The sequence below is a fragment of the Paraburkholderia phosphatilytica genome, assembly GCF_003443895.1.
GTDB lineage: Bacteria > Pseudomonadota > Gammaproteobacteria > Burkholderiales > Burkholderiaceae > Paraburkholderia > Paraburkholderia phosphatilytica.
The window spans coordinates 98238-121144 of sequence record NZ_QQOA01000006.1; the positions used below are offsets into that span (position 1 = coordinate 98238).

21 protein-coding genes are annotated in these 22907 nt (G+C 65.8%); 15 read left to right on the plus strand and 6 right to left on the minus strand.

Translation table 11 applies throughout. The annotated features are described in order from the left end of the window. Positions 1-56: 56 nt before the first annotated feature. Genes DVS29_RS08515 through DVS29_RS08530 form a run of 4 tightly spaced genes read left to right on the plus strand, consistent with a single transcriptional unit; the run spans position 57 to position 3348 of the window. Positions 57-737 carry a CDP-alcohol phosphatidyltransferase family protein gene (locus tag DVS29_RS08515; RefSeq protein ID WP_118180007.1) on the plus strand — a complete coding sequence of 227 codons (681 nt, stop codon included), beginning with the start codon at positions 57-59 and terminating at the stop codon, positions 735-737. Then, entirely contained in the window at positions 734-1558 is an 825-nt protein-coding gene (locus DVS29_RS08520; protein WP_118180008.1) for a HalD/BesD family halogenase, read from the plus strand. The genes DVS29_RS08515 and DVS29_RS08520 overlap by 4 nt, the downstream gene beginning before the upstream one ends. After that, positions 1555-2562, plus strand: coding sequence for an HpnL family protein (locus DVS29_RS08525; protein ID WP_118180009.1), 1008 nt, complete (start codon positions 1555-1557; stop codon positions 2560-2562). The genes DVS29_RS08520 and DVS29_RS08525 overlap by 4 nt, the downstream gene beginning before the upstream one ends. 24 nt (positions 2563-2586) lie before the next feature. Continuing rightward, a complete protein-coding gene (locus DVS29_RS08530; RefSeq protein WP_118180010.1) occupies positions 2587-3348 on the plus strand; it encodes a phosphocholine cytidylyltransferase family protein in 762 nt (253 codons plus the stop codon). Positions 3349-3507: 159 nt separating this feature from the next. Here DVS29_RS08530 and ehuA read toward each other — a convergent pair whose 3' ends face one another. The 4 genes from ehuA to ehuB all read right to left on the minus strand — a co-directional run bounded on the left by ehuA (position 3508) and on the right by ehuB (position 6689). Then, positions 3508-4338 carry an ectoine/hydroxyectoine ABC transporter ATP-binding protein EhuA gene (ehuA, locus tag DVS29_RS08535; RefSeq protein ID WP_118180143.1) on the minus strand — a complete coding sequence of 277 codons (831 nt, stop codon included), beginning with the start codon at positions 4336-4338 and terminating at the stop codon, positions 3508-3510. Between the two features lie 74 nt (positions 4339-4412). Further along, positions 4413-5072, minus strand: a complete 660-nt coding sequence (ehuD, locus tag DVS29_RS08540; RefSeq protein WP_118180011.1) for an ectoine/hydroxyectoine ABC transporter permease subunit EhuD — start codon at positions 5070-5072, stop codon at positions 4413-4415. Beyond that, positions 5069-5728, minus strand: a complete 660-nt coding sequence (ehuC, locus tag DVS29_RS08545; RefSeq protein WP_118180012.1) for an ectoine/hydroxyectoine ABC transporter permease subunit EhuC — start codon at positions 5726-5728, stop codon at positions 5069-5071. Before ehuC ends, ehuD begins: the two co-directional genes overlap by 4 nt. 79 nt (positions 5729-5807) lie before the next feature. Then, positions 5808-6689 (minus strand): ectoine/hydroxyectoine ABC transporter substrate-binding protein EhuB, encoded by an 882-nt coding sequence (ehuB, locus tag DVS29_RS08550; protein WP_118180013.1) that lies wholly within the window; start codon positions 6687-6689, stop codon positions 5808-5810. A gap of 253 nt (positions 6690-6942) precedes the next feature. Between ehuB and ehuR the strand changes: the two genes are divergently transcribed. From ehuR to ggt, 9 genes are all read left to right on the plus strand, one after another. Further along, positions 6943-8343 carry a MocR-like ectoine utilization transcription factor EhuR gene (gene ehuR / locus DVS29_RS08555; RefSeq protein ID WP_205962418.1) on the plus strand — a complete coding sequence of 467 codons (1401 nt, stop codon included), beginning with the start codon at positions 6943-6945 and terminating at the stop codon, positions 8341-8343. A gap of 145 nt (positions 8344-8488) precedes the next feature. Then, positions 8489-9508 carry a hydroxyectoine utilization dehydratase EutB gene (gene eutB, locus DVS29_RS08560; protein WP_118180145.1) on the plus strand — a complete coding sequence of 340 codons (1020 nt, stop codon included), beginning with the start codon at positions 8489-8491 and terminating at the stop codon, positions 9506-9508. Then, positions 9508-10509 (plus strand): cyclodeaminase, encoded by a 1002-nt coding sequence (locus DVS29_RS08565; RefSeq protein WP_118180014.1) that lies wholly within the window; start codon positions 9508-9510, stop codon positions 10507-10509. Before eutB ends, DVS29_RS08565 begins: the two co-directional genes overlap by 1 nt. A gap of 15 nt (positions 10510-10524) precedes the next feature. After that, the gene (doeA, locus tag DVS29_RS08570) at positions 10525-11763 is read left to right on the plus strand and encodes an ectoine hydrolase DoeA (protein ID WP_118180015.1); all 1239 of its coding nucleotides are present in this window, start codon (positions 10525-10527) and stop codon (positions 11761-11763) included. Between the two features lie 5 nt (positions 11764-11768). Continuing rightward, the gene (gene doeB / locus DVS29_RS08575) at positions 11769-12848 is read left to right on the plus strand and encodes a N(2)-acetyl-L-2,4-diaminobutanoate deacetylase DoeB (RefSeq protein ID WP_118180016.1); all 1080 of its coding nucleotides are present in this window, start codon (positions 11769-11771) and stop codon (positions 12846-12848) included. Further along, positions 12848-13339, plus strand: coding sequence for an Lrp/AsnC family transcriptional regulator (locus DVS29_RS08580; protein ID WP_118180017.1), 492 nt, complete (start codon positions 12848-12850; stop codon positions 13337-13339). Before doeB ends, DVS29_RS08580 begins: the two co-directional genes overlap by 1 nt. A gap of 165 nt (positions 13340-13504) precedes the next feature. Beyond that, on the plus strand, positions 13505-15010 hold the full coding sequence (locus tag DVS29_RS08585) for an NAD-dependent succinate-semialdehyde dehydrogenase (RefSeq protein WP_118180018.1): 1506 nt from the start codon (positions 13505-13507) through the stop codon (positions 15008-15010). A gap of 25 nt (positions 15011-15035) precedes the next feature. Beyond that, entirely contained in the window at positions 15036-16427 is a 1392-nt protein-coding gene (locus DVS29_RS08590) for an aspartate aminotransferase family protein (protein WP_118180019.1), read from the plus strand. 209 nt (positions 16428-16636) lie between these two features. After that, on the plus strand, positions 16637-18364 hold the full coding sequence (gene ggt, locus DVS29_RS08595) for a gamma-glutamyltransferase (protein WP_118180020.1): 1728 nt from the start codon (positions 16637-16639) through the stop codon (positions 18362-18364). A 28-nt stretch (positions 18365-18392) separates the two neighbouring features. On the opposite strand, the gene DVS29_RS08600 is transcribed toward ggt, so the two are convergent. Beyond that, the gene (locus DVS29_RS08600; RefSeq protein ID WP_118180021.1) at positions 18393-19448 is read right to left on the minus strand and encodes a S1C family serine protease; all 1056 of its coding nucleotides are present in this window, start codon (positions 19446-19448) and stop codon (positions 18393-18395) included. 168 nt (positions 19449-19616) lie between these two features. Here DVS29_RS08600 and DVS29_RS08605 point away from each other — a divergent pair, with 168 nt between their 5' ends. Further along, on the plus strand, positions 19617-20027 hold the full coding sequence (locus DVS29_RS08605; protein ID WP_118180022.1) for a VOC family protein: 411 nt from the start codon (positions 19617-19619) through the stop codon (positions 20025-20027). A 139-nt stretch (positions 20028-20166) separates the two neighbouring features. Further along, positions 20167-21099: a polyphosphate kinase 2 gene (gene ppk2 / locus DVS29_RS08610; protein ID WP_118180023.1), complete on the plus strand. Its 933-nt coding sequence runs from the start codon at positions 20167-20169 to the stop codon at positions 21097-21099. Between the two features lie 123 nt (positions 21100-21222). On the opposite strand, the gene DVS29_RS08615 is transcribed toward ppk2, so the two are convergent. Then, complete coding sequence (locus DVS29_RS08615; RefSeq protein WP_118180024.1) at positions 21223-22809, minus strand: inorganic phosphate transporter; 1587 nt, start codon at positions 22807-22809, stop codon at positions 21223-21225. Positions 22810-22907: the final 98 nt, after the last annotated feature.

Here is a 22907-nt window from a genome sequence, read left to right on the forward strand (position 1 = left end):
GCGGGAAAACACTTGAGAACAGCAAGCTTTCTCAAACACGTATATATTTCCGCGTTATGACTCCGAAAGCTTCACCGCCGCAATCCGTGCCGCTCCCGAGAACCTGGGACGCCCGGCTTGCGCGCCGGCTCGTCACGCCGCTCGCACACACAGCGGTCACGCCGAACCACCTGACCACGCTGCGGCTGCTGATCGGTGTCGCGGGCGCGCTGTGCCTCGCGCATGGCGGCTTTGCGTGGACCAACCTGGGCGCCTGCCTGATCGTGCTGTCGAATTTCGTCGATCACACGGACGGCGAGCTTGCGCGGATCAGCGGCAAGACCAGCCGCATCGGGCACTTTTACGATCTGGCGTGCGACGCACTTGTCACGGTATTCCTGTTCGGCGGCATGGGCGTCGGCCTGCAACGGACGCAGCCGGGCAGTTTCGTCCCGCCGGCGCTGCCCGGGTGCGCGGCGGGCGTGGCGGTGGCGCTGATCTTCTTCCTGCGGATGCGCATCGAGGAGATGGCGGGCAAAGACGGCACGAAGCAGGCGTCTGCAGGCGGTTTTGAAACCGAAGACGTGTTGTACCTTCTGCCGCTCGTCACGCTGACGGGTATCGTGACGCCTTTCCTTCTGGCAGCGTCGATCGGCGCGCCGCTGTTCGCGGTTTGGGTCGTGATCGATTACCGGCGCGTATCGCACCGTGCACGTCGCGCTGCCGACGAATCCAGTCAGCTGCGGACCAGCCGATGAGCACGTCTGCGAAAGAAAACGTGGCCTTCACAGCCGGCATCGATCCGGCGAGCCACCGCGCGATCGAGTCATCGCATGGCGCGCCGGACGCCGACCAGGCCGTCGCCAACCGCGTACGCAGCTTCGACATCGCCAGGCTGCGTCAAGACTTCGCCGACCAGGGCGCGTTCCTGTATCTGGACGACTTTCTTGCGCCGGAAGTCACCGGCGAGCTGATTGCGGCGGCGCGCGGCCTCGTCGATGAGATCAACCGCAATTACCTGCCGGGTCACAAGCAGGGCGGCAGCGTGAGCCGTCATACGATCGACCGGCTGGCGCCGTTCATCGCCGAGCTGTACCGCTCGAAGGCGCTGATCGGCTGGCTCGGGCAGCTGACCGGCGACCGCCTGATGGAGTCGCCCGCCGACGATCCGCACGCGTACGCGCTCTATTACTACCACCGCGCCGGCGATCATATCGGCTGGCACTACGACACCTCGTACTACGACGGCCGCCGCTACACGCTGCTGCTCGGCGTGATCGACGACTCGTCGTGCCGGCTCGACTACGAGCTGCATACGCGCAATCCCGACGTGGCGGACGTGCCCGGCTCGGTGCAGATTCCACCGGGCGGCCTCGTGTTCTTCGATGGCGACAAGCTGCGACACCGCGTGACGCCGGCCGGCGCGAACGAGTTTCGCGTCTCGCTGACATTCGAATACGTGACGGATCCGAACATGCGTCCGTGGCGCCGTTTCGTGTCGAACATGAAGGATGCGATCGCGTACTTCGGCTTCCGCCAGGTGTTCCGTCAGTTCGCCAAACGCGGCGGTGGCGTATGACCCGCGCCGCGACCGTCCTGCTGTCGCTCGGCATCGCGCTCTTTATCGGGCTGCTCGCGTGGCAGGGCTTCGGCTCGGTCATGTCGACGCTGATGGCGGCCGGCTGGGGCCTCGCGCTCGTCGCCGCGTTCCACGTCGTGCCGCTCGTGCTCGACGCCGGCGCGATCTCCGCGCTGTTCGACCGTCGCGACGCCGATGGTCCGACGCATCGCGACGCGCTCGTGTCGCGCTGGATCGGCGAGTCGGTCAACAGCCTGCTGCCCGCCGGCCAGATCGGCGGCCCGGTGATGATGGTGCGGCAGCTGTCGCAGCGCGGCATGCGGATGCGCGACGCGGCGGCGTCGATCACCGTCAGCACCACGTTGCAGGCGCTCGCGCAGATCGTGTTCGCGGTGCTCGGCCTCGCGCTCTTCAGCGCTTACGCGGCGCACGGCGCGCTGCACGACCTGCGCGCCGCCACGCTGATCGCGACCGCGGTGCTGACCTGCATGATCGCGATGTTCTATGTCGCGCAGCGTCGCGGGATGTTCGGCCGGCTGCTGCGGGTGCTGTCGAAAGTGCTCGGCAAACACGAGTGGGGCGATCTCGCGACTCGAGCCGATGCGGTCGACGCGGCCGTGCACGACCTGTACGAAGACCGCGCGCGCGTCGCGTCGAGCTTTGCGCTGAGCCTCGTCGGCTGGATCGTCGGGACGGCCGAAGTGTGGCTCGCGCTGCGCTTTCTCGGACACCCGGTCGGCTGGATCGACGCGTTGCTGCTCGAAAGCGTCGGCCAGGCGATCCGCGGCGCGGCGTTCGCGATTCCCGGCTCGCTCGGCGTGCAGGAGGGCGGCTATCTGCTGCTCGCGCCGCTCGTCGGTTTGCCGCCGGATGCGGCGCTTGCACTGTCATTGGCCAAACGCGCGCGCGAGCTGCTGCTCGGCGTGCCTGGCCTGCTCTACCTCCACTTCAGCGAACGAAGCTGGCAGCGGCGGCGCGCAACGCGTCTGCCCGTTAGCGACTGACCAGAACTTTTCAAGGGAACGCCCATGCGAGCCATCATTCTTGCCGCAGGACTCGGCCTGCGTCTCCAGCAACCGGCGGGAGAGCAGTTTCCGAAGTGCCTCCTCAAGTTCGACGGCGTGTCGCTGCTCGAGCGTCATCTGCAGATGCTCGATGCTGCTGGCGTCACGGAGGTCGTGCTCGCGCTCGGCTTTCAGCCCTCGCTCGTCGAGGACGAATTGAAGCGCATCGGCTGGCCGCATCCGGTCGAGATCGTGCTGAATCCGCGCTTCGACCTGGGCAGCGTGCTGACTGTGCATACCGTCGCCGATGCGCTGACGCGTGGCGGCGACGTGCTGCTGATGGACGCCGACGTGCTGTACGACGAGCGCATTCTGCGCCCGCTCGTCGCGGGCGAGGCTGCGAACCGTCTGCTGATCGATCGCGAATTCGAGGTGGGCGACGAGCCGGTGAAGCTGTGCCTGAAGGACGGCGTGCCGGTCGAACTGCGCAAGCAGGTGGCGGTGAGCCTCGAGTACGACACGATCGGCGAATCGATCGGCTTCTTCCGGTTGCGTGAAGAGGCGGCGCGGCGATTCGCGGAGATCGTCAAGGGTTACGTGGACAGCGGCCGCGCGAACCTGCCGCATGAGGAAGCGGTGCGCGATCTGCTGCTGGAGCGCAGCTTCGCGTTCGATACCGCCGACGTCACGGGCGCGCCGTGGATCGAGATCGACTTCCCGAACGACGTGGCGCGCGCGGCCGCCGAGATTCTGCCGCAGCTGCAGCCCTTGCTCGCGTCGCGGTGAGGTGAAAGGTCACCGGTCGGTGACCTGGCGCAAAAGCTTATCAGAAGCTTGTCATGGCAATGATAAGCTTATCAAATCTTATCAATCTGCTGATAAGATTCCGCGCCAATTGATAAGATTCCCCGGAATCCTATCAACCGCCATTCGTCCACCCACCCCTCACAGCGCCTCATTCACCGCGCGCAGGAACTGCTTCGTCCGCTCATGCTGCGGCGACGTGAAGAACGGCTGCGGCGCGCCCTGCTCGATAATCTTCCCCTGCGAGAAGAAGCACACGCGATCCGCGAACTCGCGCGCGAAGCCCATCTGGTGCGTGACCATCAGCATCGTCAGGCTGTGCTCGTGACCGAGCCGGCGAATCACGTTCAGCACTTCGCCGCACAGTTCCGGGTCCAGCGCGGACGTCACTTCGTCGAACAGCATCACCTTGGGCCGCATCGCGAGCGCGCGGGCGATCGCCACGCGCTGCTGCTGACCGCCGGATAGCTGCGACGGGTAGTGATTGCACTTGTCCTCGAGCCCGACGAGCGACAGCAGCTCGCGCGACCGCTCGGTCGCTTCGCGGCGCGAAAGTCCGAGCACGTACATCGGCGCCTCGATCGTATTCGCGAGCGCAGTCATGTGCGGGAACAGGTTGAAGCTCTGGAACACCATGCCTATCTTGCTGCGCACGCGCCGCAAATGCGCGACCGATGCCGGCACCAGCTTGCCGTTGCGCGACATGTGCGTGAGCGGTTCGCCGTCCACTTCGATCATGCCGTCGGTGATCGGGTCGAGCGTCATCAGCACGCGCAGCAGCGTCGACTTGCCCGAACCGCTTGGGCCGATGATCGCGACCTTCTCGCCGCGCGCGACGTCGAGGTCCAGCTGATCCAGCACGGTGAGTGCGCCATAGCGTTTCGTGACGCCCTTGAAGCGCACCATCGGCGCGTCCGGCTGGCTCGCGCGTTGCGCATCGCCCAGAACCTGGGGGTGGGGCTCTCGCTTCATCTGCGTCTCCGGATGATCGGGGGATGACGTCGTGGTCTCCCGGTGTTCGGTGTTGCCGGTCAGTTCGCGTGCGCTCATGGCAGCCTCAATCGGACTTCGAGCCTGCGCACGAAATACGCGAACGTCACGCTCATCACGAGAAAGAACATTCCCGCGAGCGTGATCGGCTCCAGATAACGGAAAGTGTTCGAACCGATGTTCTTCGCCTGCTGCATCAGTTCGACGACGGTGATCGCCGACAGCACCGGCGTGTCCTTGAACATCGCGACGAGGTAGTTGCCGAGTGCCGGGATCACCGCCCGGATCGCCTGCGGCAGCACGATGCTGCGATAGGTGCGCCACGGCGACAGCGACAGCGCGCACGAGGCTTCCCACTGGCCGCGCGCCACACCGTTGAGTCCGGCGCGATAGACCTCCGACGTGTAGCACGCGTAGTGCACCGCGATGCCGATCGTGCCCGCCGTCAACGCGGACATCGTAAGGCCGTAGAGCGGCAGCACATAGAAGAGCACGTACACCTGGATCAGGAGCGGCGTGCTGCGCACGAACTCGATGAAGAACGCAACCACCTTCGCGAGCGGCATGACGTGACTGCGCCGCAGCACGGCGAGTAGGAGTCCGAGCACCAGCGCGATCGCGAAACCGACGATCGTGATCAGCACCGTGTAGAGCGACGCATGCAGCAGCGCGGGCAGGATGCTCACCGCGTAATGCACATCGAAGAACTGATTCATCGCACGCTCCGTGGCAGGATGCCGTGACTCACGCGGCGTTCCACCTGACGCATCACCGCGACGAGCACCTGTGCGATCACGAAGTAGATGACGAGCGTGAGCGAGAAGATTTCCGCGGTCTGGAAGGTCGCTTCGTCGAGCTGGCGCGCGCGGAAGGTCAGATCGGCGAGCGTGATCAGCGACACCAGCGAGGTCCCCTTCAGCAGTTCGATCATCAGGTTGGTCGCGGGCGGCAGTGCATGCACCATCGCCTGCGGCAGCACGATGCGGCGCATCCGCGTGAGCGCCGACATGTTGAGCGCGAGCGCCGCTTCGAACTGGCCGCCCGGCACCGCGCGCAGCGCGCCGCGCAGAATCTCCGAGCCATACGCGCCATAGTGCAGCCCGAGCCCGACGATCGCGACCGTGAACGGCGCGAGTTCGAGCCTGAACGGCGGCAGCGGCAACACGAAGAACAGCCAGAACAGCTGCACCAGCAGCGACGTGCCGCGAAAGATCTCGACATAGATATTGCCGAGCCAGCGCAGCGGCGCCCATGGCGCGAGCTTTGCTGCGGTACCGACGAACGCCATCACGATCGCGAGCAGCGTGGCGAGGCACGCGATCTCGATCGTGACGAGCGTGCCTTGCAGCAGCAGGGGTAACAGTTCACGCATGGCGCTTCCTCGCTTGCATGAAAGCGGGCATCGCACGCCTGATGCGACGCGGCGATGCTTCCGGGCCTCGTTCGAGGACTTACTGGCCGCTACAGATCTCGGCGGCGGTCTTGTGCGTGATATTCGACTTGTCGAAGCCGAACGGCGAGACCGTCGCGAGGTGGTCGGGCGTGCCGAGCCACGCGTGCAGTTGTTTATCCACTGCGTCGCGCAGATCGGTGTCTTCGGGACGGAACGCGAGCGCGCCGTAGCCGGTGTGCTTCGGATCGTCGGTGAAGTTCGGGATCGCCTCGACCTGGCCCGCGTCTTTCGTTGCGAGCCCCTTCATCGTGAGTGCAGTGCCGGCCGCGGCGTCCGCGCGATGCGCGCGCACGGCCTGCAGCTGCGCGGTCGTGTCGGGCACCTGCAGCAGTTGATCGTCCTTCACGCCGGCATCCTTCGCGTAGCCGACCTCGACCGCACCCGCCATCACCGCGAGCTTCGTGTCGGGGCTCTTCGCGACGTCCGCGTAGCTATGCAGGTTCTTCGGGTCGCCCTTGAGCGTCAGCAGCGTGTCCTGGATCTGGTACTGCGGATCGGCGAACGCGACCTGCTTGCAGCGATCCGGCGTGATGTACATGCCGGCCGCGATCACATCGAAGCGTCCGGCCTTGAGGCCCGGAATCAGCGAGCCCCATTCGGTCAGCACGCCATCGACCTTCTTCACGCCGAGCTTCGCGAAGATCTTGCGGGCGATCTCCGGCGATTCGCCGGTGACCTTGCCGTCGGGCGTCGTGTAGGCAAACGGCGTTTCGTTCGCATAGCCGATGCGAACTTCGCCGGTGCGCTGGATGCGCTGCAGCGTGGTTTCCGCGCTTGCCGGCAGCGCACTCAGGGCAAACCCTGCCAGTGCGAAGCAGAACACTGCGGCGGCGCGGACCGTGCCGGGGTAAGACGTGCATGACGTGCGCTTCGATTCCATGTCCAGTCCCTGATGTCTTTGACGTAGTGGATGACGTGATCAACGAATGGCGCGAACCGTCGTGTCGCGGCGCGCCTTCGAGGACGCTCAATGCCGTGCTGCAGCGGCGTTTGCGGGCCGTGGCATACCGTCCTGAAACACAGCATACAAAGCCATATATTTGTTCCGATTGCTCTAGGACAATAATTTTCGGCCCCCGTTTGGCTGCACTATTGGACTGACTGCGCGTCGTTTGCGCGTTGCAAGGAGAGCGATGGTGATCGGGCAGTGGCGAGACGCGGTGCGCGCGGTGCATGGCGTCGAATCGAAGTACAAGCGGCTCGTGAAGGCGATTGCGGGCGATATCGAAAGCACGACGTTGCCGGCGGGCGCGCGGCTGCCGCCGCAGCGCGAGGTCGCGGCCGAGCTGTCGATCAGCGTGCAGACCGTCACCAACGCGTACAAGGAGCTGGAGCGCCAGGGGCTGATCCGCTGCGAAGTCGGGCGCGGCAGCTTCGTCGCGGCGCGGGTGACCGAGACGATGTCGAACTACATGCTCGACAACGCGGAGCGCTCGGTCGTCGATTTCTCGATCGCGCGCATCATCCATACGCCCGAGCACGACGCGGCATGGCGCCAGGTCTGCGCGACGCTCGCGCGGCTCGACGATCAGCCGTGGATCCGCGCGTTCCGGCCGATCGCGGGCTTCGAGCACCATCGCCAGGCGGCGATCGCGTGGCTCGCTACGTTAGGCATGCCCGCGTCCGACGACACGCTGCTCGTGACGAACGGCGCCGCTCACGCGATCTTTCTCGCGCTCGCGTCGTTGGTCGGCCCCGGTGATACCGTGCTGTGCGAAAGCCTGACGGATCACGGCGTGATAGGTCTCGCGAACGTGCTCGGCTTCACGCTGAAGGGCCTCGAGATCGACGAATACGGCATTCATCCAGAACACTTCGAGGAGATGTGCGACAGCGAACGCGTGACGGCGCTTGTCTGCACGCCGACGCTGAACAACCCGACCGTCGCGCTGATGCCCGATTCGCGGCGCCGCGCGATCGCACGGATCGCGGAGCGCTACGGCGTCTACGTGATCGAGGACGACGTGTACGGACCGCTGCCCGCCACGCGCCCCGCACCGATCGCTAGCCTGATTCCGGAGCTGGCGTTCTACTGCACGAGCATGACGAAGTCGGTGCTCGCGGGTCTGCGCATCGGCTATATGACGATGCCGCGGCGGCTCGCGCTGCGCGCGGAAAGCGTGCTGCGCGTGAGCTGCTGGATGGCCACGTCGCCGATGGCGGAGATCGCGACGCGCTGGATCAACGACGGCACCGCCACGCGTCTCGTGCAACTCCAGCGAGAGCGCCTCTCGAAGCGCCAGGCGCTGTTGCAGGAGACGCTCGGCAGCTATGTGCTGGGCGCGCATCCGCATGCGCTGTCCGCGTGGCTCGGTGTACCGTCACACTGGCAGGCGGACCGTCTCGTGCGCGAACTGCGCAACCGCGACATCGCGGTAACGTCCACCGATCCGTTCCTCGTGCGTGGTGCCGACCGGCCGGAAGCGGTGCGCGTGTGCGTCGGCGCGGAGTGCAGCGAAGAGACGTACGCAGCCGCGCTGCGCACCATTCGGCACGTGTTCGAGCAGTTTCCGCAGGTTCACGACTTCGATTGAAGATGCACCCGGCGTGTCATCGGTTCGGGTGTGCGGCGAATGTACCAGGACAATAAAAATCGGTTTTTAGAACATTAGACTGGGTTGCATTGCCTACACCGATGCGGCCCTTGCGGCATCGGTGCCAATGGATGAACCGATGCCCATGTCCGTGTTGTCGCTCACCGATGTCTATCGCGCCCGCCGTCGTATCGAGGGCCGCGTCTGCCGTACGCCGCTCGTCGAATCGCCGTCGCTGACGGCGCAGGCCGGCGTGCCGGTGTATCTCAAGCTCGAGACCGTGCAGCCGACCGGCAGCTTCAAGCTGCGCGGCGCCACGCATGCGCTTGCCGTGCTCGCGGAGCAGGGCGGCCAGCGTGTCGTCACGGCGTCCACCGGCAATCATGGCCGCGCGGTTGCGCATGCGGCACGCTCGCTTGGCATCGAAGCGGCGGTGTGCATGTCGTCGCTCGTGCCGCGCAACAAGGTCGACGCGGTGCGCGCGCTGGGTGCGCAGGTGCACATCGTCGGCAAGAGTCAGGACGGTGCGGAGGTCGAAGCGAACCGGCTCGCGCGCGAAGCAGGCTATGTGTACGTGCCGCCGTTCGATCATCCCGACGTGATCGCCGGCCAGGCGACGCTCGGCCTCGAGATCGTCGAAGCGGTGCCCGACGTCGCGAACATCGTCGTGCCGCTGTCGGGCGGCGGCCTCTTCGCGGGCGTCGCGTTTGCCGCGAAGGCTGCGAACGCGGCGATCCGCATGACCGGCGTGACGATGGCGCGCGGCGCCGCGATGCACGCGAGCCTCGCGGCCGGCAAGCCGGTGCTGGTCGACGAACTCGAAACGCTCGCGGATTCGCTGGGCGGCGGCATCGGGCTCGACAACCGCTACACGTTCGCGATGACCCAGGCGCTGATCGACGAGACGCTGCTGCTCGACGAGGCGTCGATCGCGCGCGGCATCGTGCATGCGTATCGCGAAGAGCGTCTCGTGGTGGAGGGTGCGGCGGCCGTGGGGATCGCGGCGCTGCTCGACGGCGTGCTGCGGACGAAGCCGGCGCGCGGTCCGATCGTGCTGATCGCGACGGGCGCGAACATCGATATCGACGTGCACCGGAAGCTGATCGCCGCGAGCGAACGCTCCGATACCACCACCTCCAGTACTCCTGCGGATCTGAAATCATGATGTCTCCGATTGTCCTGCTTGGCGAGGCGCAGCTGCGCGACCTCGTGCCACTCGACCTCGCCGCGATCGATCAGGTCGAAGCCGCCTTCCTCGCGCTGGCCACCGAAGCCGTGGCGATGCCGCCGATCCTGCGTCTCGACCTGCCCGAGCATCACGGCGAGGTGGACGTGAAGACCGCGTACCTGCCGCGTTTCGACAGCTTCGCGATCAAGGTGAGCCCCGGCTTCTTCGACAACCCGTCGCTCGGCCTGCCGAGCCTCAACGGTCTGATGCTGGTGCTGTCGGCGAAGACGGGCCTGACGGAAGCGGTGCTGCTCGACAACGGCTATCTGACGGCGGTGCGTACCGCGGCGGCCGGCGCCGTCGCCGCGCGCTGGCTCGCGAACGAAGACGCGCGCACGGTCGCGGTGATCGGCGCGGGCGAACAGGCGCGTCTGCAGTTGCAGGCGCTGTCGCTCGTGCGGCGCTTCAGCCGCGTGAAGGTCTGGTCGCGCAATCGCGCCGAGGCCGAGCGCTTCGCCGCGGAGATGGCCGCGAAGCTCGACGTCGCGTGCGAAGCCGCGCCGAGCGTGCATGCCGCGCTCGAAGACGCGGACATTGCCGTCACGACCACGCCGAGCCGCACGCCGCTCGTCGAAGCGGCGGATCTGCATCGCGGTCTGCACCTCACCGCGATGGGCTCGGACGCCGAGCACAAGAACGAGATCGCGCCGGCCGCGCTTGCCGCCGCACATTACGTGTGCGACCGCCTGCAGCAGGTTCGCGTCCTCGGCGAACTGCATCACGCAATCGAAGCTCAACAGGTGCGCGCCGATACGCCGTTCGCCGAACTCGGCGAAGTGATCGCGGGCAAGGCGAAAGGACGCACCAGCAAGGACGACATCACGATCTGCGACCTGACTGGCACGGGTGCCCAGGACACCGCGATCGCGACGCTTGCACTCGCGCGTGCGCGCGCCGCCGGCGCAGGCACGCTTTTTCGCAACGACATGACGCGCTGAAGAGGACGAGGAGACATGTCACACACATCGCAACAGGAACGCCATCCGGCCGCAACCGGGCAAGGCAACCCCACGGCGTTGAATCTGCCGTTCGATCGCTCCGAGTACGCCACGCGCATCGCGAAGACCCGTCGCGCGATGCAGCAGGCCGGCCTCGATCTGCTGATCGTCACCGATCCGACCAACATGGCGTGGCTCACGGGCTACGACGGCTGGTCGTTCTACGTGCATCAATGCGTGCTGCTCGCGCTTGACGGCGACCCCGTGTGGTACGGCCGCGGCCAGGACGCGAACGGCGCGCGCCGCACGGTGTTCATGGACCACGCGCACATCGTCGGTTATCCCGATCACTACGTGCAGTCCACCGAGCGGCATCCGATGGACTATCTCGCACGCGAAGTGATCGAGGCGCGCGGCTGGGACAAAGGCCGCATCGGCGTGGAGATGGACAACTACTACTTCAGCGCCGCGGCCTACGCGTCGCTGCAACGCAATCTGCCGAACGCGAAATGGCACGACGCCACTGCGCTCGTCAACTGGCAGCGCGCGATCAAGTCGCCGCGCGAGATCCAGTACATGCGCGTCGCCGCGCGCATCGTCGAGAAGATGCACACGCGTATCGTCGAACGGATCGAGCCGGGCATGCGCAAGTGCGATCTCGTCGCGGACATTTATTCGACCGGTATCACCGGCGTTGGCGAGCACGGCGGCGACTATCCGGCCATCGTGCCGCTGCTGCCGACCGGGGTGGATGCCGCCGCACCGCACCTGACGTGGGACGACACGCCGTTCGCGCGCGACGCCGGCACGTTCTTCGAAATTGCCGGCTGCTACCGGCGCTACCACTGCCCGCAGTCGCGCACCGTGTATCTCGGCAAGCCGCCGAAACATTTCATCGATGGCGAGCGCGCGGTCGTCGAAGGGATCGAGGCGGGTCTCGAAGCCGCGAAGCCCGGCAATACCTGCGAAGACATCGCGAACGCGTTCTTCACGGTGCTGCGCAAATCGGGCATCGAGAAGAACAGCCGCTGTGGTTATCCGATCGGCGCGAGCTATCCGCCGGACTGGGGCGAGCGCACGATGAGCCTGCGCCCGGGCGACCGGACGGTGCTGGAACCCGGCATGACGTTTCACTTCATGCCGGGCCTGTGGCTCGATGACTGGGGGCTCGAAATCACCGAGAGCATCCTGATCACCGAGCAAGGCGTCGAAACGTTCTGTACGACGCCGCGCAAGTTGTTCGTGAAGGAGTAACACGCATGCGGCCATCCGCCATTACGCCGACGGTCGATTACGACACCGACGGCGAGCAGCACGGTTTCCTGAAGCTGCCGTATTCGCACGATGCGTCGGCCTGGGGCGCCGTGATGATTCCGATCACGGTGATCCGGCGCGGCGCGGGGCCGACCGTGCTGCTCACGGGCGGCAATCACGGCGACGAGTACGAAGGCCCGATCGCGCTGTCGAAGCTTGCTTCGTCGCTGAAAGCCGAAGAGGTCACGGGGCGCGTGATCATCGTCCCGTTCATGAATTATCCGGCGTTCCGCGCGGGCACCCGCACGTCGCCGATCGATCAGGGCAACCTGAACCGCAGCTTCCCGGGCAAGCCCGACGGCACGGTCACGCAGAAAATCGCGGACTACTTCCAGCGCTATCTGCTGCCGCTCGCCGACTACGTGCTGGATATCCACGCGGGCGGCCGCACGCTCGACTTCGTGCCGTTCGCCGCGATCCACGAGCTGCCGGATGCGTTGCAGCAGGCGCGTTGCGAAGCGGCGATGCTCGCGTTCGGCGCGCCGTTCTCGATGCGGATGCTCGAACTGGACAGCACGGGCCTGTTCGATTCCGCTGTGGAAGAAGCCGGCAAGGTGTTCGTGTCGACCGAGCTGGGCGGCGGCGGCACGGCAACGGCTGCGAGCGTCGATATCGCGGTGCAGGGCGTGCGCGATTTTCTCGCGTATGCAGGCGTGCTGGCCGCGCGACCGACCGCATCCACCGACCGCCGTGCATCGCGCACCACGACGCTGCTCGATATGCCCGACGGCACCTGCTACACGACGAGCGCGCACGACGGCCTGCTCGAACTGTGCAAGGACCTGGGCGAGATGGTGGAGCGCGGCGAGGTGATCGCGCGCGTGCACGATGCGACCCGCACAGGCGCCGCGCCGGTCGAGTACCGCGCGCGCTGCGGCGGTCTGCTCGCGGCGCGGCATTTCCCTGGGCTCGTGCGGATCGGCGACACGATCGCGGTGGTGGCGGACATCGTCGAATGCGACATTCCGGCGGGCGCGGCGAGCGCGCCCGCAACGTCCACGACCGCGCATCACGTCGATCGATGATGAAGCTCGATCGCTACGATCTCGCGATCCTGCGCATTCTCGCGCGCGACGGGCGCATCACGAAGTCCCGTCTCGCGGAGGAAGTGAACCTGTCGATCTCGCCGGCGTGGGAACGCGTACGACGGCTCGAAGAGCAGGGCGTGATTCGCGGCTATCGGGCGGACGTCGACTGGCTGAACGCGTTCAAGGGCAGCCGCATCGTCGTCGAGGTGACGCTCGAGCGTCACACCGCGCACGACATGCGGCGCTTCGAGGAACGCATCGCGGCGGCGCCGGAAGTCGTGCAGTGTCTCGCGACGGGCGGCGGCGTGGACTACGTGATGCAGGTCGTGACGCGCGACATCGACCACTATCAGCGCTTCATCGATGCGCTGCTGATGGACGAGCTCGGCATCGAGCGCTACTTCACGTACATCGTGACGAAGGTCGTGAAAAACACGGCCGATGTGTTGCCGTCGTGGGCGGAAGACGCGTTGTCGTCGGGCAGCTGAGTGAAAAGCGGGCGAAAACTGTACAACCCGGGCGCCGCCGAAAAAAGCACGACACAAACCGCGCATTGCAGAAAAAACCGCGGATTCGAAGCAGCGGAACGAAAAAGATCGCAGTGTCAGGCGACGTAAAGTGAATGCAGATCAACGCTCTTTCCGGAGACTGACATGCTGCTGGGCCATCCCATTCTCTTCAAGTCGTTGTGCTACGTCGGCGGACGCTGGATACATAGCGACAGCGCCGCGAGCGTCGCGGTGCAGAACCCCGCCAATCAGGAAACCATCGGCCACGTGCCGATGCTGGATGCCGCACAGATCCAGCACGCGGTGACGGTCGCCGATCAGGCGTTCCAGCAATGGCGCTGGCTGCCGGTCAACAAACGCAGCGCGCTGCTGTTGCGCTGGCACGAACTGGTGCTGCGTCACGCGGACGATCTCGCCGGCATTCTGTCGCTCGAGCAAGGCAAGCCGCTCGCCGAAGCGCGCGGCGAGATCGCGTACGGCGCGAGCTTCATCGAATGGTTCGCGCACGAAGCGAAGCGCCTGAACGGCCGCACGATTCCGACACATATCGATGGCGCACAGCTTGGCACGTCGATGGAACCGGTCGGCGTTGCCGCTTTGATCACGCCGTGGAATTTCCCGAACGCGATGATCACGCGCAAGGCCGCGGCCGCGATGGCCGCCGGCTGCACGGTCATCGTGAAGCCCGCGCACGAAACGCCGTTCTCCGCGCTCGCGCTGGCGCAGCTCGCGGAAGAAGCGGGCCTGCCGGCAGGCGTATTCAACGTCGTGATCGGCGAGCCGCAGATGGCGATGGAAACGCTCGTCAGCGACAAGCGCGTGCGTTCGGTGAGCTTCACGGGCTCCACGCGCGTCGGTTCGCTGGTGATGCAGACGGCAGCGCGCGCTGGCATCAAGAAGCTCGCGCTCGAACTGGGCGGTAACGCGCCGTTCATCGTCACCGAAGATGCGGATATCGAGCATGCGGTGAAGGTCGCGGTCGCGGCGAAGTTCCAGACCTCGGGACAGGACTGCTGCGCGGCGAACCGCATCCTGGTTGCGCGGCCGCTGTACGAGCGCTTCGTGCTGCGCTATGCGCAGGCGGTGCGCGAACTGAAGGTGGGTACCGCATTCGAAGCGAACGTCGACGTCGGTCCGCTGATGCACCAGGCCGCGTTCGATACGACGCTCGCGCGCGTCAAGGATGCCCGCGAAAAGGGCGCGCGCATCCTGACGGGTGGCGCTGCGCACGCGCTCGGCGGCTGGTTCTTCGAGCCGACGGTGGTGGCCGATGCGGCGCCCGGCATGCGCATCTACGACGAGGAAAATTTCGCGCCGATCTCCGCGGTGTCGTCGTTCGACACGCTCGACGAAGCGGTGGAACGCGCGAACGACACCGAATACGGACTGGCCGCGTACGTCTGCTCGCGCGACATGAACACCGTGTTCCAGCTGCTGCGCTGTCTCGACTTCGCGATGGTGTCCGTCAATGGCGCGAAGTTTACCGGCGCGCCGATCCCGTTCGGCGGCGTCAAGGCTTCGGGCCTCGGGCGCGAAGGCGGCGCCGAGGGCTTCGAGCCGTTCGTCGAAACCCGTTACTTCTGTCTCGGTCAGCTCGGTCTGCCCGTGGTGAGCGTCGACGCCGTCGAAGCCGCTGCGCACGCCGCCTGACATTCATCATTCAAGGGAGTTTGCGATGACCCAATACGATCAACTGTTCGAAGCCGACCGCGCGCATTTCATGCACCCGTCCACCCACGCGCACGACCACGCGAGCGGCGCGCTGCCGGGCCGCATCGTGACCGGCGCGAAAGGCATCCGCATCGAAGACCATCAGGGCAAGCAGTTTCTCGATGCGTTCGCGGGCCTGTACTGCGTGAACATCGGCTATGGCCGCACCGAAGTGGCCGATGCGATGTACGAGCAGGCGAAGCAGCTGGCGTACTACCACGCGTACGTTGGCCATTCGACTGACACGATCATTGAGCTGTCGTCGCGCATCATCGACTGGTCGCCGAAGGGCATGAAGAAGGTCTACTACGGTATGTCCGGCTCGGACGCAAACGAAACGCAGATCAAGATCGTCTGGTATTACAACAATGTGAAGGGCCGGCCGAATAAAAAGAAGATCATCTCGCGCCAGCGCGGCTATCACGGCTCGGGCATCGTGACGGGCAGCCTCACCGGTCTGCCGAGCTTCCATCAGTTCTTCGATCTGCCGATCGATCGCGTGAAGCACACCATTTGCCCGCACTGGTATCGCCAGGCGCCGAAGGGCATGAACGAAGCGCAGTTCGTCAACTACTGCGTCGACGAGCTCGAAAAGCTGATCGCGAAAGAAGGCGCGGACACCATCGCGGCGTTCATCGGCGAGCCGGTGATGGGCACGGGCGGCATCGTGCCGCCGCCGGCCGGTTACTGGCCCGCGATCCAGGCGGTGCTGAAGAAGCACGACATCCTGCTGATCTGCGACGAAGTGGTGTGCGGTTTCGGCCGTCTCGGTTCGAAAATGGGCGCGCAGCACTACGGCATCGAGCCGGACCTGATCACGGTCGCGAAGGGCCTCACGAGCGCGTATGCGCCGCTATCCGGCGTGATCGTCGGCGAACGCGTGTGGGACGTGATCGACAAGGCTTCGCAGGAATCGGGCGCGATGGGCCACGGCTGGACCTACTCCGGCCACCCGGTGTGCGCGGCGGCGGCGCTCGCGAATCTCGACATCCTGGAGCGCGAGAATCTCGCGCAGAACGCGGCCGATACGGGCGCGTACTTCCTGAAGCAGCTGCACGAAACCTTCGACAGTCACCCGCTCGTCGGCGAAGTGCGCGGAGCAGGCATGCTGGCTGCTATCGAGTTCATGGCCGACAGCGCCGAGCGCCGTCCGTTCGATGCCGCGCTGAAGGTCGGGCCGCGTGTGTCCGCCGCCGCGCTGCAACGTGGACTGATCGCACGGGCGATGCCGCACGGCGACATCCTCGGCTTCGCGCCGCCGCTCGTAACGACGCGCGCCGAAGCCGACGAGATCGTGCGGCTCGCGAAGGGCGCGGTTGACGACGTGGCTTCGGAGGTTTTGACCCAGCACGCATAACGCTTCTCACACGGTTCTGGCCGCTCTTGTTACAGCGGCCTTTCGCAGCGATTTCCTGCTGCGCGCGCGCCGCCGGATCATCGCGCGTCATCACGGCTTCATGCGAGCCGCTCGATGCGCACGATGGTTTGGCGGCGCGCGCGTCTCGTGTAGAGTGCTGCCCTTGCGGTCATGGCCTATTCAATCAATAAACCGACTGGGGGCATTCAATGAGCATCAGCAGTATCGCAAAGGGCACCGTGACGAGTATCGCGCTCGCGGCAGCACTCGTCGTCGCAAGCGGTTTCGTCGAGACCTCGCCGGCTTACGCGAAAACCGCCACGCAGCAGCCGGTGTTTTCCGCGTCGGCGATCGCCGCGGCGGACCAGTACAGCGCCAACGCGGCACAACAGATTCTTGACGAAGGCGGCAACGCGGTCGATGCCGCGGTCGCCATCGCGTTCACGCTGGCGGTCACCTATCCGGAGGCCGGCAACATCGGCGGCGGCGGTTTCATGACGCTGTATGTGAACGGCAAGCCGTACTTCCTCGACTATCGCGAACGCGCGCCGCTTGCCGCGACGAAGAACATGTACCTCGACGACAAGGGCGAGGTCGTGAAGGGCAAGAGTCTCGTCGGCTATGCGGCGGTGGGCGTGCCGGGTACGGTCGAAGGCATGTGGCAGGCGCAGCGGCGCTTCGGCAAGCTGAAGTGGAAACAGGTGCTCGCGCCCGCCATCCATTACGCGACCGACGGCTTCACGCCCGATGACCAGTTGATCCAGCGCCGCAACGATTCGCAGAAGGACTTCGGCGGCACGACCAATTTCGACACCTACTTCGGCAGCATGAAGTCGGGCGTCAACTTCAAGCAGCCCGAGCTGGCCGCGGTGCTTACGCGCATCGCCGACAACGGCGAAAGCGACTTCTACCGCGGCAAGACCGCGGACCTGATCGCGGCATCGATGCGCGGTCACGGCCTCATCACGAAGCAGGACCTCGAGCTGTACAAGGCCGTGTGGCGCCAGCCGGTGGAAGCGGACTGGAACGGCTATCACGTGATCACCGCGCCGCCGCCGAGTTCCGGTGGCGTCGGCCTCGTGCAGTTGCTGAAGATGAAGGCTGACCTTGCCGACGACTTCAACAACGTGCCGCTCAACTCGGTGCAGTACATCCATCTGATCGCCGAAATCGAGAAGCGCGTGTTCGCGGACCGGGCGCAGTATCTCGGCGATCCGGATTTCTACAAGGTGCCGGTCGCGCAGCTGATCGACGACGCGTATCTGCACAAGCGCGCCGCCGAAGTGAACCCGAATACGCCGTCCGATACGAAGAGCGTGCAGCCGGGCCTCGGCACGTCGATGCCGGAGAAGGCGGAAACCACGCACTTCTCGGTGGTCGACAAGTGGGGTAACGCGGTGTCGAACACCTACACGCTCAACGGCTACTTCGGCTCGGGCGTCGTGGTGGATGGCACGGGCATCGTGCTGAACGACGAGATGGACGACTTCTCGACGAAGCCGGGCGTCGCGAACCAGTTCGGCGTGGTGGGCAGCGACGCGAACGCGATCGAACCGAAGAAGCGTCCGCTGTCTTCGATGACGCCGACCATCCTGACGAAGGACGGCAAGGTCTCGCTCGTGATCGGCACGCCGGGCGGCTCGCGCATCTTCACGTCGATCTTCCAGGTGATCAACAACGTGTACGACTTCCACATGCCGCTCGCGGACGCGGTGGCGGCGATGCGCTTCCATCACCAGCTGCTGCCGCCGAACACGATCTTCTGGGAGCCGTACAAGCCAATCACCGGCGAGCTCGCGCAGCAGCTCGAGGCGAAGGGCTACAAGCTGGAAGGGCAGGACTTCAACGGCGACATCCAGGCGATCAAGATCGACGCCGATGCGCCGCACGCGGTGGCCGATCCGCGTGGGCGCGGCGTGGTGCGGCTGATTCCGTAACGCACGCCGGCGAGCTGGCCGCGAAGGGCTAGCTCGCCTGTTCGACCGGCGTCAGCGTCAACGCGACCCGTTGCGCGCCGCGCAGCACATCGATCGCGACGGCCTTGTCGATCCGCGACGCGTCGAGCACGCGCTGCAGGCTGTCGACGCTCTCCACCGCGATGCCGTCGATCGCCGCGATCGTATCGTCGGTACGCAGCCCCGCGAGCGAAGCGGGGCTGCCTTTTACCACCTCCATCACGCGTACCGCGCTCGTCGATTCGAGCGCGAAGTAGCGTTGCGCGCGGCGCGACAGCGGCACCGTCGTGCCCGCGACGCCGATGTACGCGCGCCGCACGCGGCCGTGCGCGAAGAGCTGCATGATCACCCACTTGGCCGTATCGATTGCGGTGGCGAAGCAGATGGCCTGCGCGCCCGGAATGATCGCGGTGTTCACGCCGATCACCTGGCCCGCCGAGTTGATCAGCGGGCCGCCCGAGTTGCCCGGGTTCAGCGCGGCGTCGGTCTGGATCACGTCGTAGATCATCCGGCCCGAAGTGGAGCGCAGCGAGCGGCCAAGCGCCGACACCACGCCGGTCGTGACCGTTTGCGCGAGCCCGAGTGGATTGCCGACCGCGATCGCGATCTGGCCGACGCGCAGCTTGCCGGAATCGCCCAGCTCGACGTGCGGCAATGCCTCGGTGGTACCGATGCGCAGCACCGCGAGGTCGCTGCCGGGGTCGTCGCCGATCAGGTCGGCGTCGTGCTCGGTGCCGTCCGCGAGCGTGACGCGCAGATGCGTCGCGCCGTGCACGACGTGGCTGTTGGTCAGCAGATATCCGTCGGGCGTGAAGAGAAATCCCGAGCCGGTGCCGCCGCGCGCGCCGCGGGCGTTCTGCCGGCCCGGCAGATGGCGTTCGACCGAAATGAACACGACGGCCTGCTGCACGCGTTCGAGCGCGCCGATCACGGTGCGCGAGTACGCGTCGAGCAGCGCGGCGTCGTCACTTGCGGCGGGATTCGATGCGGGATTCGGGCGATCGCGATCGTCACGACCCTGCGCGGCCTCCGACAGGTTGTCGATGAAACGTGGACGGCTTCCCATGATTTGAAGCTCCAGCGAAACGGGATCGCACTTGCAGGGCAGCCGGAGTGTTTTCAAGGGCGGGGGCGGGCGGCGTGCCGGCAGACGCGGGTCAGGGTCCGTGCGACACTGGCAGGCAGCCCCGCGGGCTGGATGGCGCGCGGTCGAACACGAGAACGGAGACATCCCATGACGACACAGCAGCCCGCGAACCGTCCGGACAGCCATAGCGAACCCGAAGCCGTGCGGGTCGAATCGCTGAGCGCGGTCACGCTCTCGACGGCCGATATGGCGCGCGCATTCCGCTTCTACGACGCTTTGGGTTTCGAGCTGAACTATGGCGGTCCGGACACCGCGTTCACGTCGTTCGCGCTGGGTTCGTCATACCTGAATCTGATCGCCGAGTCGCGCGGACCGATCCACTGGTGGGGGCGCGTGATCGTGTACGTGTCCGACGTCGACGCGATGTACCGGCGCGCGCTCGCCGCCGGTCTGACGCCGCAGATGCCGCCCGCCGACGCGACCTGGGGCGAGCGCTACTTCCACATCGACGATCCGGACGGGCACGAACTGAGCTTCGCGAGGCCGCTGCGGAGTTGACGCGGGATTCGCATGGGCGCGCCCGCGCGACTGGATTAATATGGCTGACACTCCGCGAGCCGAGAATCGGGCGCGGTGGCGCTGCATACGCGCCTGATCCGCACGCCATTCGCCAACTTTCGCCGCACAGGAGAACGTGATGAACCAGGAAGATCCGCGATCCCTTCCCGATACGCTCGAAGAAGCTGAGCGCCAGCGGCGCTTCCGGGAAGACATCATCGACAGCTATGACGAAGAGCTGGAGATGGAAATCGACGACCGCATTCTCGACGGCGACGACGCTTACTCGGACGAGTCGCGCGCCGCGCGCAAACAGTATTTCCGCGAGCTGTTCCGCCTGCAGGGCGAGCTCGTGAAGCTGCAGGACTGGATCGTGAACACCGGCCACCGGCTCGTCGTGATCTTCGAAGGCCGCGATGCGGCGGGCAAGGGCGGCGCGATCAAGCGCGTCACGCAGCGTCTGAATCCGCGCGTCTGCCGCGTGGCCGCGCTGCCCGCGCCGAACAACCGCGAGCGCACCCAGTGGTACTTCCAGCGCTATGTCGCGCATCTGCCGGCGGGCGGCGAAATGGTGCTGTTCGACCGCAGCTGGTACAACCGCGCGGGCGTGGAGCGCGTGATGAACTTCTGCACCGACGAGGAGTACGAAGAGTTCTTCCGCTCGGTGCCGGAGTTCGAGAAGATGCTGGTGCGCAGCGGCGTCCAGATCATCAAGTACTGGTTTTCGATCACCGACGAAGAGCAGGAAGTGCGCTTCAAGGCGCGGATTGAAGACCCGCTCAAGCAGTGGAAGCTGAGCCCGATGGACCTCGAGAGCCGCCGTCGCTGGGAAGCGTATACGCAGGCGAAAGAAGTGATGCTGCAGCGCTCGCATATTCCCGAGGCGCCGTGGTGGGTCGTGCAGGCGGTCGACAAGAAGCGCGCGCGCCTGAACTGCATTCACCATCTGCTCTCGCAGGTGCCGTACAAGGAGGTCGATCACCCGTCGGTCGTACTGCCGGGCCGGGAGCATCATGCCGACTATCTGCGTCAGCCGGTGCCGGGCAATATGATCGTGCCGGAGCTTTACTGAGTTTTCTTGCTTGCGGAAGCGGGGCGTCGCGTGGCGGCGTGCACCGCTCCGCGGATAAACGAAGGGCTGGCAGCGTGTGAACGCTGCCAGCCCTTTTTGCTTTCGTCGCTTGCGAGAGACCGATCAGAACAGGTGGCGGAACAGCCAGTACAGTCCGCCCGCGAGCGCGATCGACACCGGCAGCGTCAGCACCCACGCGAGCACCAGGCTGCGCACCGTGCCCCACTGCAGGCCCGAGCCGTTCGCCGCCATCGTGCCCGCCACGCCGGACGACAGCACGTGCGTCGTCGACACCGGCAGGCCGTACACGTCGGCCATGCCGATCGTCAGCATCGCGACCGCTTCCGCCGATGCGCCCTGGCCGTAGGTCAGGTGCTGCTTGCCGATCTTTTCGCCGACCGTTACCACGATCCGCTTCCAGCCCACCATCGTACCGAGCCCCAGTGCAATTGCGACCGCAACCTTCACCCACGTCGGGATGAACTTGGTCGCGTGATCGAGCTGCTTCTTGTAGTTGTCGATGATCTTGTGATCGTCGGCGGAGAAGGCCGGCTGCTGCGCTTTGTCCATCAGGCGAATCGCTTCGGACGCGATATACATGTTGTTGCGCACGTTATCGACTTCCGACACCGGCACGGTCGAGATCGCACCCGACCGGCTCACCTGGTCGGCGATGCCCAGCGTGAGTTGCTGCAACGCCGGCACCGTGTCAGGTGTGAGCGTGCGCGTCTGCACGAAGCGTTCGACCGTCTGACGGGGATGGTCGCCGGCCGGCACGCCGTTCGCGTATTTGCCGATCGTCGCGGCGCTCTCGTGCGACACCGCGATGAAGGTCTGCGTCTCGGCGCTGTTGACGGCCTTGTTCAGCGCATACGCGGTGGGCACCGTGCCGATCAGGATCAGCATGATGAGGCCCATGCCCTTCTGGCCGTCGTTCGAACCGTGCGCGAACGACACGCCCGTGCAGGTCAGGATCAGCAGCGCGCGGATCCAGAACGGCGGCGCTTCGTTGCCCTTCGGCTCGGCGTACAGCGCCGGCACGCGCACCACGGCCTTCAGGACCAGCAGCAGCAACCCCGACAGCAGGAAGCCGACGATCGGCGAGAACAGCAGCGACTTGCCGACGCCGAGCGCCTGGTTCCAGTCCACGCCGCTCGTGCCGTTCGCGCCGTGCATCAACTGGTTCATCAGGCCGACGCCGATGATCGAGCCGATCAGCGTGTGCGAGCTCGACGACGGCAGTCCGAAGTACCACGTGCCGAGGTTCCAGATGATCGCCGCGATCAGCAGCGCGAACACCATCGCGAAGCCCGCGCTGCTGCCCACCTGCAGGATCAGCTCGACGGGCAGCAGTTGCAGCACGCCGAACGCGACCGCGCCGGTCGACGTCAGCACGCCGAGGAAATTCCACGTGCCCGACCAGATCACCGCGAGGTTCGGCGACAGCGAGTGCGTGTAGATCACGGTCGCGACCGCATTGGCCGTATCGTGAAAGCCGTTTACGAACTCGAAGCCGAGCGCGATCAGCAATGCGATGCCGAGCAGGATGAAGGGCAGTACCGACGACTGCCGGACGCCTGACAGATCGTCGACCAGATGGACCGCGCAGTAAGCCGCGCCAATCAGCAGTACGAGGAGAAACAGGCCAAAGCTCAGGCTGCGGCCGCGCGTGGCGGGCCCGCCCGGCTGGGCATAGGAAGTGTCCGGCATGGCTGTGCCCCTGGGATCGGTGTAAGGCGGATGGGAGAACCTCCGATCCTGACGCTGCTTTGTGTCGGTTCGATGACAATGATGTGTCCATTATGCCC